The 12,757-nt window shown below is 71.2% G+C and carries 10 protein-coding genes; 6 read left to right on the forward strand and 4 right to left on the reverse strand.

Features of this window, described 5'->3' with window-relative positions; genetic code table 11:
* The first annotated feature begins 140 nt into the window (after positions 1-140).
* The 3 genes from ACIQD6_RS13875 to ACIQD6_RS13885 all read left to right on the forward strand — a co-directional run bounded on the left by ACIQD6_RS13875 (position 141) and on the right by ACIQD6_RS13885 (position 2,339).
* Positions 141-680 carry an SAV_6107 family HEPN domain-containing protein gene (locus tag ACIQD6_RS13875; protein ID WP_401881645.1) on the forward strand — a complete coding sequence of 180 codons (540 nt, stop codon included), beginning with the start codon at positions 141-143 and terminating at the stop codon, positions 678-680.
* Between the two features lie 239 nt (positions 681-919).
* Positions 920-1,636 carry a methyltransferase gene (locus ACIQD6_RS13880; protein WP_401881755.1) on the forward strand — a complete coding sequence of 239 codons (717 nt, stop codon included), beginning with the start codon at positions 920-922 and terminating at the stop codon, positions 1,634-1,636.
* 307 nt (positions 1,637-1,943) lie between these two features.
* Positions 1,944-2,339, forward strand: coding sequence for a DUF3040 domain-containing protein (locus ACIQD6_RS13885; protein ID WP_401881647.1), 396 nt, complete (start codon positions 1,944-1,946; stop codon positions 2,337-2,339).
* A gap of 255 nt (positions 2,340-2,594) precedes the next feature.
* Here the strand turns inward: ACIQD6_RS13885 and ACIQD6_RS13890 are convergent, their stop codons facing one another.
* From ACIQD6_RS13890 to ACIQD6_RS13905, 4 genes are all read right to left on the reverse strand, one after another.
* Positions 2,595-5,015, reverse strand: a complete 2,421-nt coding sequence (locus ACIQD6_RS13890) for a DUF3488 and DUF4129 domain-containing transglutaminase family protein (protein WP_401881649.1) — start codon at positions 5,013-5,015, stop codon at positions 2,595-2,597.
* A complete protein-coding gene (locus ACIQD6_RS13895; protein ID WP_401881651.1) occupies positions 5,012-6,373 on the reverse strand; it encodes a DUF58 domain-containing protein in 1,362 nt (453 codons plus the stop codon). Before ACIQD6_RS13895 ends, ACIQD6_RS13890 begins: the two co-directional genes overlap by 4 nt.
* The gene (locus tag ACIQD6_RS13900; RefSeq protein WP_401881653.1) at positions 6,373-7,506 is read right to left on the reverse strand and encodes an AAA family ATPase; all 1,134 of its coding nucleotides are present in this window, start codon (positions 7,504-7,506) and stop codon (positions 6,373-6,375) included. Before ACIQD6_RS13900 ends, ACIQD6_RS13895 begins: the two co-directional genes overlap by 1 nt.
* 413 nt (positions 7,507-7,919) lie before the next feature.
* Positions 7,920-8,546 (reverse strand): beta-class carbonic anhydrase, encoded by a 627-nt coding sequence (locus tag ACIQD6_RS13905; RefSeq protein ID WP_401881655.1) that lies wholly within the window; start codon positions 8,544-8,546, stop codon positions 7,920-7,922.
* A gap of 635 nt (positions 8,547-9,181) precedes the next feature.
* On the opposite strand from ACIQD6_RS13905, the gene rsmH reads away from it, so the two are divergent.
* Genes rsmH through ACIQD6_RS13920 form a run of 3 tightly spaced genes read left to right on the forward strand, consistent with a single transcriptional unit; the run spans position 9,182 to position 12,751 of the window.
* On the forward strand, positions 9,182-10,138 hold the full coding sequence (gene rsmH / locus ACIQD6_RS13910) for a 16S rRNA (cytosine(1402)-N(4))-methyltransferase RsmH (RefSeq protein ID WP_401881657.1): 957 nt from the start codon (positions 9,182-9,184) through the stop codon (positions 10,136-10,138).
* Positions 10,135-10,692, forward strand: coding sequence for a hypothetical protein (locus ACIQD6_RS13915; protein ID WP_401881659.1), 558 nt, complete (start codon positions 10,135-10,137; stop codon positions 10,690-10,692). The genes rsmH and ACIQD6_RS13915 overlap by 4 nt, the downstream gene beginning before the upstream one ends.
* A 4-nt stretch (positions 10,693-10,696) precedes the next feature.
* Complete coding sequence (locus tag ACIQD6_RS13920; RefSeq protein ID WP_401881661.1) at positions 10,697-12,751, forward strand: peptidoglycan D,D-transpeptidase FtsI family protein; 2,055 nt, start codon at positions 10,697-10,699, stop codon at positions 12,749-12,751.
* Positions 12,752-12,757: the final 6 nt, after the last annotated feature.

A 12,757-nucleotide genomic window follows, 5' to 3' on the forward strand; every position in this document is an offset into this window, starting at 1 on the left:
TGTACTGACTGGTCAGTTCAAAAACTACTCCGAACTGGCGAGCGAGGCAAAACCGCAGGTCAGGGCCGATTGTCAGTGGTGCCCCTCAGGATGGACACATACGGCCACGATGCCGTTACACGACGACAGGAGGCTCCGTCATGGCCAGCTCCTACGCCGGTGCCGCACGCCGGCGCCGTACAGACGGCCCTGCACCCTCACTGACCGGACCGCCCGGCGATGTCCACCCCGTCCAGCGGCGCACCACCGCGCCGCCCGCCGCCCTCGACCTGCTCGCCCAGGCGCACAGGGGGCTCGATGAGGCCGCGACCCTGGACACTCCGAACGAGCGCTATGCCACGGCCCATCTCGCCGCCCTGCGTACCGCTGCCGCGATGCTCGCGGCCCGGGGCCGCCCGGAGGCCACCAGTCAGCGGCGCCGGCGTATCCGGAGCGCGTGGGAGGTCCTGCCCGAGATCGCGCCCGAACTGTCCGAGTGGAGCTCTCTTTTCGCCTCGGGTGCCCCACGCAGGGCGCGCGCCGAGGCGGGCATAAAGGGTGCGGTGGGCAGCCGCGACGCCGACGACCTGCTGCGTGATGTGGCCATGTTCCTGCGCCTGGTGGAGCGGCTGCTGGTACTCGAACCGGAGCTGCCCCGGCCCCGGGCCGGACAGCCGCCGCGAGGTGATGCCGCTGAGTGACCGGACCGGACGGTGGCAGCGGCGACGGGCCGCGGGCGTGGTGACGGGCCGCGGAGGCGGTGACGGGTGGTGAAGACGGTGACGGGTGGTGAAGGCAATAGGGTGGACGCAGCCTGCACTGTTCCACGCCCCACCGCTCGGGGCGGCACCGCGCCAAGGAGTCAACTGCCGTGTCGGACCCTTCCCCTGTTTCCGGTGGAAAGACGCCATCGCGCCCCCGCGGCTCCCTCCGTACCGCCGTGGTCTGGGAGGTCCTCAAGGACGCCCTCGACCGCCGGGTGAAGGCAGCGGGGACGGACACCCTCGACGTGCTCGACACCGGAGGAGGGACGGGCAACTTCGCGGTGCCCGTCGCCCGTCTGGGCCATCGGGTGACCGTGGTCGACCCCAGCCCGAACGCGCTCTTCGCGCTGGAGCGCCGGGCGGCCGAAGCGGGCGTGGCCGAGCGCGTCCGCGGAGTCCAGGGGGATATTCACGGCCTCTTCGACGTGGTCGAGCGCGGAGGCTTCGACGCCGTCCTGTGCCATGGCGTCCTGGAGTACGTGGACGACCCGGCCGAGGGCGTACGGAACGCGGTCGACGCGCTCCGTCCGGCCGGAGCGCTCAGTCTGCTGGCCGCCGGTCTGGGCGGCGCGGTTCTGGCCAGGGCCCTCGCCGGGCACTTCGCCGAGGCCCGGCAGGCGCTCGCCGATCCGGCGGGCCGCTGGGGCGAGGGCGACCCCGTGCCCCGGCGCTTCACCGCCGAACAGCTCACGGACCTGGTCGGTGACGCCGGTCTCACGGTCGGGTCCGTACACGGCGTACGGGTTTTCAGCGACCTGGTCCCCGGCGGACTGGTGGACACCCAGCCCGGGGCACTGGACGCCCTGCTGGAATTGGAGACGGCCGCCGCCGAGCTGCCCGCTTTCCATTCCGTGGCCACCCAGTTGCACGTTCTGGGCGAGAAGCGGGACTGACCGCAGGCCGTCCCGAAGCCGGTGAAAGGTGTCCGAAAGGGCCACGCCGTGGCTGATCAGCGGCGCAGCGGCGCATGGAGTGCGCCACAGGCCCCCCGGCGGAGCGCTGAGCGCCGTATGATCGGGGTAGACCATTCGGCATGACGGTTCGATGGTTGGGGAATCAACGCCTCAGCGGCCGAGCCGACATGGCGGTCGGGAATGGCGAAATGGCGTTGAGGGCGGGTTTCACGGGGGCGATTCCCTGCCTATCCTTGAAGGGGCCGCATAACGGTCGCCCCCCGCGACCGACGACTAGGAGGACTCCGTGCCGCTCTCGGAGCACGAGCAGCGAATGCTCGAGCAAATGGAGCGAGCGCTGTACGCCGAAGATCCCAAGTTCGCGACAGCGCTTGAGGGAAGCGGGCTGCGTACATACACCCGGCGACGGGTCTACCAGGCGGTCGCAGGCTTCCTGGTGGGAATCGCGCTCCTCATGGCCGGAATGGTCGCCCAGCAGATCTGGATCAGTGTGGTGGGCTTCCTCGTCATGCTGGGCTGTGCGGTCCTGGCGGTCACCGGCTGGCGCAAGGCGCCGAAACCTGGTGAGCAGCAGGCATCGGGCGCTCCGCAGACCGGCCAACGACAACCCGGACAACGTCGCTCGATGATGAACCGCATCGAGCAGCGGTGGCAGCGTCGCCGCGACGAACAGGGCCAGTGAGCTCCTGAGGTTCCCGGACCAGTAGCAGTTAGCAGTGATCAGTACGAGTACGGCTGAGGGGCGAGCGCGTCACGCGTTCGCCCCTCAGCCGTTTCTCGCGGGGGACCCGAGGCGCTGAGCAGGCATGGGGACCCGGTCGCTGAATGCCGTCGCAGGCCTCGGGCCCCCGGCCGCCGAATGCCAGACGGGCCCGAGGCCTGCGCCCGCCTGAGGCCTGCCGCACACCTCAGGCCCGCAGCAGGCCTCGGGCTCGCGTCAGCCTTGTTGCCGGGACGGCCGCCGGCGGATCATCGCTTCCCAGCGCCGGAGGGGCAGCCGGTGCAATCCCCACCGGGCCGTGAAGTCCGTCCAGCGGGCCGAGGCGGACCAGATCACCCGTATGGACGAACGTGGGGCGAGCAGTGCGCGCAGGCGGGACCGGCGGTCCACCGAGGCGCGCAGGGCCTCGTGGATCAGCCGGGCGTCCTCGGCCAGGCCCGTTGCCGGGCGGGGTACCGGCGCGTACAGCACCTGCTCCACCGAGCCGGCCACCCGGTGCACCGCGTCGGCCGCCGGGCCCTCCAGTCTGCCCAGCTGGATCACCCTCGCAGCCGCCTTACGCGGCGTCCGCGAATCGTCCGGCGGGATGCCGTGGTCCCAGGCCGTGTCGGTGATTTCCCGCCAGGCCGCGAGCGTCCGCTCCGTGGGGTCCTCGTCGGCGTCGGCGCCGGAGCCCAGACGCCGTGCCCGGACTCTGGTCCGCCACAGCAGGGGCAGGAGCGGCACCAGCAGCACTGCCAGGGCGCTCAGGCCGGCCAGCAGCACCGTTTTCAGCGGGAAGCCCTCGTCGCCGGGCGGCGGGGCCGCACCGGGGGCGACCGTGCCGCACTCGCTCAGCTGCTCCGACCCCGCCGGGCAGCTCTCCGAGGCGGACGGCGCCGTGGACGGTTCGGCCGACGAGCCGGTCTCGGGCCTGCTCGTGTCGCTCGGAACGTCGGACGGGACGTCCGGGCGGGTGTAGTCGGGCGCGCTGCCCCGGCTCGGGGTCGGCTCGAACCGGGTCCACCCGACCCCTTCGAAATACAGCTCGGGCCAGGCGTGCGCGTCGCGCAGCCCGACGGACATGCTGCCGTCCGGCTGCGCGGTGCCCGGAGTGAAGCCCACCGCCACCCGCGCCGGAATGCCCAGGGTGCGGGCCATCGCGGCCATCGTGAACGAGAAGTGGACGCAGAAGCCTTCCTTGTTCTGCAGGAAACGCGTGATCGCCGAGACGCCGGTGCCCGAATCCACCTCGGTGTCGTACGTGAAGCCGCCGTCCAGCGCGAACCAGTCCTGGAGCCGTACGGCCTTCTCGTACTCGGTCGTGGCCCCCTCGGTCACATCCCGCGCGGTCCGCCTGACCACGTCCGGCAGGGTGGACGGGACCTTGGTGTACTCACGGACCAGGGCGGCCGGGGGCCTGGGCGCCGACGCGAGCTGTTCAGAGGTCGGATTCACCAGCAGGCTGCCGACCTCGTACCGCACGCCGCGTGTGGACTGCCCCCGGTCGCCCACCAGCGTCCGGCCCGTGGGCTCGAAGCGCCAGCGGCCGTCGACGTTCACCTTCGTCGCCGGATAGGGCATCGGCAGGTAGTTCTGCCGGTACCAACCGGCGGCCGAGATATTGGTCGTGATCTCGGTGGTGCTGATGTCGCCGCGCAGCCCGGGAGCGTCGGGCAACTGGTCCGGTACGTCCTCGACCTTGCGCTGCGAGAACCGCCAGGACGTCCCGTCGAACCTGTCCAGCGCCATGATCCGCAGATAGAGGTTCTGGGTGTCCTTCGCGTTGGTCCGGTAGCGCAGCGCCTCGCGGTCCTCGGGCTGGTTCAGATTGTCCTGGAGCGAGACCAGCGGGTTCACCGCGGAGATGGTGCCCCCGCCGCCCAGCCCCGAGCCGTTTCCACGCCCCGCGCCGGCCAGCAGCCCGCCGTCCAGGGCGGGCAGGGCCGCCGGGACCGCCAGCGCGAGCCCCAGTGCCACCACGCCGATCCGGTGGCCGGTACGCACCGGCGCCCGGCCGGTCCCGTCGAAGGCGGACGAGATCCGGCCCCGCGAGGGCGGCGTACCACCGAACACACGGCCCCACTGGGACAGCCGGTCCCGGCCCTCGGCCAGGAGCAGCAGCAGGTAGCCGGTGGCCGCGAGCAGGAACCACAGCCACCCTCCGGCCCCGCCCGAGAGTCCTGCCGCGACCGAGTAGAGCGCGAGCAGCGGCAGTCCGGCCGGGGCCGCGCTGCGGAAGGTCACCGCCAGCGCGTCCACCGCGAGCCCGATGATCAGGACACCGCCGATCAGCATCAGCCTGATGCCCTCGGTGGCCGGTGCCGGAATGGCGTACCGACCGACATCCTCGCCGCCCGCCGACAGCAGCCGGCCGAACTCCGCGAAGGCGTCGGGCGTCGGCACCATGACGAGGAGCGCCTGCTCCCTGGCGAAGACCATCGTGAGCATCAGCAGGGCGGCCACGGCCTGGAGCACCACCGTCAGCGCCCTGGCCACCGGGACCCGCCGGGCCAGGGCGCCCACCCCGCCCACGATTGCCACCATGAACGCGGCCTGGATGAGCCATGAGGCCGACTTGACCAGCGGCACCAGTGCGCCCGCCGCCATCAGCGTGGCGGCGAAGGAGCACAGAGCCAGTCTTCCGCGACCGCTCATGACCATCCTCCGGAGAAACCTGTCGTACCGCCCGTGACGGGCGATTCCGAGCGCTGTCGCGCCGCCTGGCGCCACAACTCGGGCAGCTCCGCGCCCGAAGGCACGGCGAGGGCCGTCCAACCCGCCTCGCGCAGCTGCCGCAGCCGCTCCTCGCCCCGGTCGGCGGGGCGGGCGCCCGCGGACACCCAGCCGTCGCTGTCGAGCACGAAGGCGACGGCGGAGCCGCTGCGTTGCCGCATCCGGGCCGCCACGGCGGTCTGTTCCTCGTCCAGATCGCCGAAGAAGGCCACCAACAGGCCCTCCGTGCCGCCTCGTAGTACGTCGTACGAAGGGGAAATGCTCACCCCGTCGGAGTGGTCGACGACCGCGAGGGTGTCCATCATCAGTCCGGCCGAGTCGGCGGACTCCTGCGTCGCCCCGGCGAAGCCGTCGGCGCCCTCGCCGGGCACCGCCCCACCGGCGTCCGTCAACAGCCTTACGGTGAAGCCGCGTTCCAGCATGTGCACCAGCGTGGAGGCCGCTCCCGACACCGCCCATTCGAACGCCGAGCCGGGGCCCGCGCCCTGGTAGGCGACGCGCCGGGTGTCCAGCAGCACCGTGCACCTGGCCCGCTGCGGCTGCTCCTCCCTGCGCACCATCAACTCGCCGTAGCGGGCGGTGGATCGCCAGTGCACCCGGCGCAGATCGTCGCCGTACCGGTAGCCGCGGGGGATCACATCGTCCTCGCCGGCCAGTGCCAGCGAGCGCTGCCGCCCTTCGCCGTATCCCGTGGAGTCGCCCGCGAGCGACACGGGCGGCAGGGGCTCGGTGTGCGGGATGACGGTCAGGGTGTCGTACGCGCTGAACGAGCGGGTCAGTTCGCACATCCCGAAGGGATCGCTCAGCCGCAGTTGGAGCGGCCCGAGCGGATACCGCCCGCGCAGGTCCGAACGCACCCGGTAGGACACCTCACGCCGGCCGCCCGGCTCCACCCGGTCCAGTACGAACCGGGGGCGCGGGCCGAGAACGTACGGCACATGGTCCTGGAGCATCAGCAGCCCGGTGGGCAGCCGTGTGACGTTGTCCATCCGCAGATGCACCCGCGCCTCGGACCCGGCGGGGACCCGTGTGGGCGTCAGCCGTCGGCTGCCCGCGACCCGGTAACGCGTGCGGTACAGGACCGCCACGCAGATCAGCGGCAGGACGGCGAGCAGCAGCCCCACCCGCAGCAGATCGGACTGGCCGAGGACATACGCGCAGATCGCCGCGGCGACTCCGGCGGCGAGGAACGACCGGCCGCGCGTGGTCAGTCCGGACAGCGCGACACGCAGCCCGCCCTTGTCCTCACCGTCAGGGGCCACCGGCCCCCCGGGCTCCATCACAGCCGCCGTACGCCGGACTGCTGGCCGTAGAGCGGTGCACCGGATCCAGGACCTCCGGACCCGGGCCCGGAGGATCCCGGCCTGCCTGAGCCGGATCCGCCGGAGGCCTGACGGCCCGGCGCCGGACGGCCGGACGCCGGCCGGCCACCTGAGGCGAGACCACCGTCCGCCGTGGGCACCGGGGTGCGCTGGATGATCTCCAGCACGACCTGCTCGGCGGTACGGCGGTTCAACTGCGCCTGGGCCGTGGGCAGCAGCCGGTGCGCCAGCACCGCCACCGCCAGAGCCTGAACGTCGTCGGGCAGCGCGTAGTCCCGCCCGCCCAGCGCCGCCGTGGCCTTCGCGGCCCGCAGCAGATGGAGCGTCGCACGCGGCGACGCGCCGAGCCTGAGATCCGGGTGGTTACGGGTCGCCCCGACCAGGTCGACCGCGTACCTCCGTACGGAGGCGGCGACATGGACCGCGCGCACCGCGTCGATCAGCTTCACGATGTCGTGCGCGTGAGCCACCGGCTGGAGGTCGTCCAGCGGGGAGATCCCGCCGTGCACATCCAGCATCTGCAACTCGGCCTCCGGGCTCGGGTAGCCGATCGACACCCGGGCCATGAAGCGGTCGCGCTGCGCCTCGGGCAGCGGATACGTGCCCTCCATCTCCACCGGGTTCTGTGTGGCCACCACCATGAAGGGGCTGGGCAGTTCGTAGCTCTGCCCGTCGATGGTGACCTGCCGCTCCTCCATGGACTCCAGCAGCGCCGACTGGGTCTTGGGCGAAGCGCGGTTGATCTCGTCGCCGATCACGATCTGCGCGAAGATCGCCCCCGGCTTGAACTCGAACTCCCGCCGCTGCTGGTCGTAGATCGACACTCCGGTGATGTCCGACGGCAGCAGGTCGGGTGTGAACTGGATACGCCGCACCGAACAGTCGATGGAGCGTGCGAGCGCTTTGGCCAGCATGGTCTTGCCCACGCCCGGGACATCCTCCAGCAGGAGATGTCCCTCGGCGAGCAGCACGGTCAGCGAAAGCCGTACGACCTCTGGCTTGCCCTCGATCACACCCTCCACCGATGTCCGCACACGCTCCGCGGTGGTGGTCAGATCAGTGAGGCTCGCTCGATCGTCATAGGTCGTCACCCGGCCCTCCTCGGCCCTTTCAACGGGCCGATGCTCATCAGACGGCCCGGCCCACCCCAAAACACGGACACCGTCCCCGGAAGGTTCCGGATCGCTGTCACACACGCATTCTTGTTGCCGTTACCGCTTCGTGTCATCCGCCTGTGGATAAGTGAGTGGGATTTGTCGGCATTGCGGTTTTTGTAGCCTCGAAGAAGCGCCATCGGGGCTCGATTGAGCATTGACCGAGCGCGGTGAGACAGGGAGCGCTCGGGTGGAGAGGGGGCGGACGGAGAAGACCTGGGCAACGGAGAAGCCCCGGGCGGAGGGCTTCCGGCGGTGGGACCCCGGACGAAGAGGCCTGGGCGAAGGGACCCGGACGAAGGGACCCGGACGAAGGGACCCGGACGAAGGGACCCCGGACGGACGGAACTTCAGGCGGCGGGATCGATCTCGCGCAGCAGCCCCGTCTTCACGTCGAAGACGAAACCGCGCACGTCGTCGGTGTGCGGCACGAACGGCGAGGTTCGTATGCGCTGCATCGACTGCCGTACGTCCTGGTCGACATCGCGGAACGCCTCCACGGCCCAGGCCGGCCGCTGGCCGACCTCCATCTCCAGTTCGTGCCGGAAGTCCTCGGTCAGGCTCTCCAGCCCGCAGCCGGTGTGATGGATGAGGACCACACTGCGGGTGCCGAGCGCCCGCTGGCTGATGGTGAGGGAACGGATCACGTCGTCGGTCACCACACCGCCCGCGTTGCGGATGGTGTGGCAGTCGCCCAGGGAGAGCCCGAGCGCGTCGTGCAGGTCGAGCCGGGCGTCCATGCAGGCGACCACGGCGACCCGCAGTACGGGCCGCGCGTCCATCCCCGGGTCGCCGAAACCGGCGGCGTAGCGATGGTTCGCCTCGACGAGTCGGTCGGTGACCGTCCCGCCGGTGCGGGTCGCGCCGGCGGCAGCCCCGTCGGGCTCTTCGGGGAGGTCTGCGGAAGTCGACATGCCTATGACGGTACTGGTCAGGAGCCATGGGGGCTCGCTGTGAGACGGGACAAAGAACGACAACAGTGCTTGTTGTGAGCTACTCCACAGGTGTGAGGGAGCGAGTCCGAACGGGTGAATTATGCGGTTTATGGTCTTGTGGTGAGTGACCCGTGCGACGCGCTGGCCGGTTGATTGACCGGACGGACGAGTGGACTAAAGTGACGCGAAGTTCACGGACACACCCCGAACGCATGCAGAACGCATCTGAATTTTCCCGCCTGCTGCGGCGTACGTCCGGCTCGGCCTCCTCCCGCTCGGCGGTCGGCCGACGCCCTTCCCGGCGCCGGCGGACCACATCCCCTTCCGAGCGGGCGGGGACCCGGCAGTACGTACGCCGCGCCGGACCTGAGAGGGCGCATGAGCGAGCGCAGCGAGCGAGTCATGGAAGGCCGCACGCCCGCGGAACGCCCTGCCGAGAACCGCGGACGCCGTACCGGAACGTGCGGACCCCGCACTGACGGGTACGGACGCACCGCCGTGACGTACGGGCCCCGTACCAAGATCTCCGACCGCGTCGGCCACCGTTCCGAGACCCCGGGCCGGACCGGGCACCGTTCCGAGCCCCCGGGGCGCCCCCGGCACCGTTCCGAGACCCCGGGCAGCGTCGGCCACCGTACCGAGACCTCTGCCCGCGCCGGCCTCCGTGAGGTGCGCGGATGAACCAGGTCCGACACGTCCCGGTGATGCTCCAGCGGTGCCTCGACCTGCTGGCCCCCGCCCTCGCCGAGCCGGGCGCGGTCGTCGTCGACTGCACGCTCGGCCTCGGCGGACACAGCGAGGCGCTGCTCACCACCTTCCCCTCCGCGCGGCTGGTCGCGCTCGACCGCGACCAGGAGGCGCTGCGGCTCTCCGGCGAGCGGCTCGCGTCGTTCGGCGACCGGGCCACCCTCGTCCACGCCGTGTACGACGAACTGCCCGAGGTCCTCGACCGGCTGGGCATCCCCCGTGTCCAAGGTGTGCTCTTCGACCTCGGCGTCTCCTCGATGCAACTGGACGAGGCGGAGCGCGGTTTCGCCTATGCCCAGGACTCCCCGCTCGACATGCGCATGGACCAGACGACCGGAGTCAGCGCCGCCGAGGTCCTCAACACGTATCCGCCCGGCGAACTGGTGCGGATACTGCGGGCGTACGGCGAGGAGAAGCAGGCCAAGCGGATCGTGTCCGCGATCGTCAGGGAACGCGAGAAGGAACCCTTCACCTACAGCGCCCGGCTCGTCGAGCTGATCCGCGACGCGCTCCCGCAGGCCGCCAAGCGCACCGGCGGCAACCCCGCCAAACGCACCTTCCAGGCCCTGCGCATCGAGGTCAACGGCGAACTGTCCAGCCTCGAACAGGCCATCCCGGCCGCCGTGAAGAGCCTCGCCGTCGGCGGCCGTATCGCCGTCCTGTCGTACCAGTCGCTGGAAGACCGCCTGATCAAGCAGGTGTTGGCGGCCGGCGCGGCCAACACGGCGCCCCCCGGCCTGCCGGTCGTCCCCGAGCGTTACCAGCCCCGCCTCCGCCTGCTCACCCGAGGCGCCGAACTCCCCACGGAGGAAGAGGTCGCCGAGAACCGCCGCGCGGCTCCCGCCCGGTTGCGGGGGGCGCAGCGGATCCGGGAGGACGCTCTGTGAGCGGACCGGCCAAGCAGTTGAAGGGGCGGGCCGCGCGGCTCGCCCAGCTGATGCCCTCCGGGGCCAGCTCGGCGGCCCGGACCCCCTTCGTCCTGTTGGTCGTGCTGCTCCTCGGCGGTGGGCTGATCACACTGCTGCTGCTGAACTCCTCCCTCAACGAGGGATCGTTCAGGCTGAGCGACCTCAAGAAGCAGACCACCGACCTCACCGACGAACAGCAGGCCCTGCAACGGGACGTGGACAACGCCTCCGCGCCGTACGCCCTGGAGCGGCGGGCCCGCGAGCTCGGCATGGTCCCCGGCGGCAGTCCCGCCTTCCTCAACCCCGACGGCACGGTCCGGGGCGCGGCGGGCCCGGCCGGCGCGCTGCTCCCCGTACAGCCGTCCGCGATGGAGGCGACACCGCCCGCGGCCACGCGCTCCCCGGGGACCTCGGCCGGTGGTTCCGTACCGAAGTCCCCGTCTCCGTCCGTCTCCACCGGCGCACCGGAGACCCCCGCACAGGACCCCGAAGAGACATCCGGCAAGCCGGCTCCCACGACCTCCGGCAGGTGACGCAGTGCCCCCCAAGGAACCACCGCGCCGCCGGGTGCCGAATCCCGCGCGCTCCAGCCCCGCACGCTCCGACTCGCCACGCTCCGACTCGCCGCGCTCCAGCCCCCCGCGCTCGGGCTCCCCGCGCTCCGCGAACGACGGCAGGCCCCGGCCCGCGGCACGCCCCGCTCCCCGCCGCCCGCGTACCGGATCCGGCGGACCACGCGGGCCGCGCGGACCGCGCCAGATCCGGCTCGGCAGCCCCCGCCCCCGGCTGCGGCTGGTCAGCCTCGCACTGACCCTCGTCATGCTGGCGTTCGTCGTCCGGCTGCTCCAGGTCCAGGCCGTCGACGCGAGCACGTACACGGCCAAGGCGGAGAAGAGCCGCTATCTCAGCCACACCATCGCCGCCGAGCGCGGCGAGATCACCGACCGCTCCGGGATCGCCCTCGCGACCAGCGTCGACGCGTACGACATCACCGCCGACCCGTTCATGTTCACCCCCGACTTCACCAAGGTCCCGGACGCCCCCGAGAAGGCGGCGGCCCTGCTCGCCCCGATCCTCGGCGCACAGAGCGCCGACCTGGTGAAGAAGCTCAAGGCCCCCAAGTCCCGCTACACCGTGCTGGCCCGCCGCCAGACCCCGCAGGTCTGGAACCAGATCAAGGACCTCAAGAGCGTCCTCGCCGAGAAGGCGAGCAAGGAGAAGGCAGAGGGAGGCTCGGGCATCAGCGTGCTGTCCGGCGTCTTCCAGGAGGCCAGCAGCAAGCGCGTGTACCCGAACGGCGATCTCGCCGCCGGGATACTGGGTTACGTCAACGCCGCGGGCCACGGCGGCGGCGGTGTCGAGTCCATGCTGGACAAGGAGCTGGCCGGCGAGGACGGGCAGGTCACCTACGCCCAGTCCGGCGGCCGGCGCGTGCCCACCGCGAGCTCCCGGGAGAAGCCCGCCGTGCCGGGCTCCGGCATCGAGCTGACCATCGACCGGGACATCCAGTGGGCCGCCCAGAAGGCCATCACGGACCAGGTCGCCGAATCCAAGGCGGACCGCGGCTATGTGATGGTCCAGAACACCAGGACCGGCGAGGTCCTCGCCATGGCCAACGCCCCCGGCTTCGACCCCAACGACCTCTCCGAGGCCAACTCCGCGGCCATGGGCAACGCGGCTCTTCAGGACGCGTACGAACCCGGCTCCACCAGCAAGGTCATGTCCATGGCCGCCGTACTGGAGGAGGGGGTCGCCACGCCCGGCACCCATGTCGTCATCCCCAACCGGCTGCACCGCGGCGACCGGCTCTTCAAGGACGACGTCGACCACCCCACCTGGAACCTGACGCTCAACGGTGTCCTCGCCAAGTCCAGCAACATCGGCACCATCCTGGCCACCGGCCAGCTCGGCAAGACCCAGGCCGAGGCCAACAAGGTCCTCCACTCGTACCTGCACAAGTTCGGCATCGGGCAGTCCACCGGCCTGAAGTACCCCGGCGAGACCCGGGGCATTCTGGCCAAGCCGCAGGACTGGTCGACCTCGCAGCAGTACACGATCCCCTTCGGTCAGGGCCTCTCCCTCAACGCCATGCAGGCCGCCTCCGTCTACTCGACCATCGCCAACGGCGGCGTACGGACCGCGCCCACCCTGATCCGCGGCACGAACGGCCCCGACGGCCGCTTCACCCCCGTCCCGGCGCCCAAGAAGACCCGGGTGGTCAGCGAGAAGACCGCGAAGACCCTGGCCACCATGCTGGAGTCGGTCGTCGGCGACGAGGAGGGCACGGGGACCAAGGCCGCGATCCCCGGCTACCGCGTCGCGGGAAAGACCGGTACGGCCAACCGGGTCGACCCGAAGCTCGGCATCTACAAGGGCTACACCGCTTCTTTCGCGGGTTTCGCGCCCGCCGACGACCCGCAGATCACCGTCTACTGCGCCATCCAGAACCCCCTCAAGGGCAGCCACTTCGGTGGCCAGATCTGCGGTCCCATCTACAAGAAGGTCATGGAGTTCGCTCTCAAGACACTGCAGGTCGAACCGACCGGCAGTAAACCCGCCCGGCTGCCGGTCGCCTTCAAACCCGGCGAGTGACCCCAG

It is taken from the genome of Streptomyces sp. NPDC088400, assembly GCF_044753355.1.
GTDB lineage: Bacteria > Actinomycetota > Actinomycetes > Streptomycetales > Streptomycetaceae > Streptomyces.

Coding starts and splice junctions, on each gene's coding strand:
- ACIQD6_RS13890 (WP_401881649.1), bottom strand. CDS start 5,015: ATGAGCGGTCGCGGAAGACTGGCTCTGTGCTCCTTCGCCGCCACGCTG.
- ACIQD6_RS13895 (WP_401881651.1), bottom strand. CDS start 6,373: ATGGAGCCCGGGGGGCCGGTGGCCCCTGACGGTGAGGACAAGGGCGGG.
- ACIQD6_RS13875 (WP_401881645.1), top strand. CDS start 141: ATGGCCAGCTCCTACGCCGGTGCCGCACGCCGGCGCCGTACAGACGGC.
- rsmH (WP_401881657.1), top strand. CDS start 9,182: ATGAACCAGGTCCGACACGTCCCGGTGATGCTCCAGCGGTGCCTCGAC.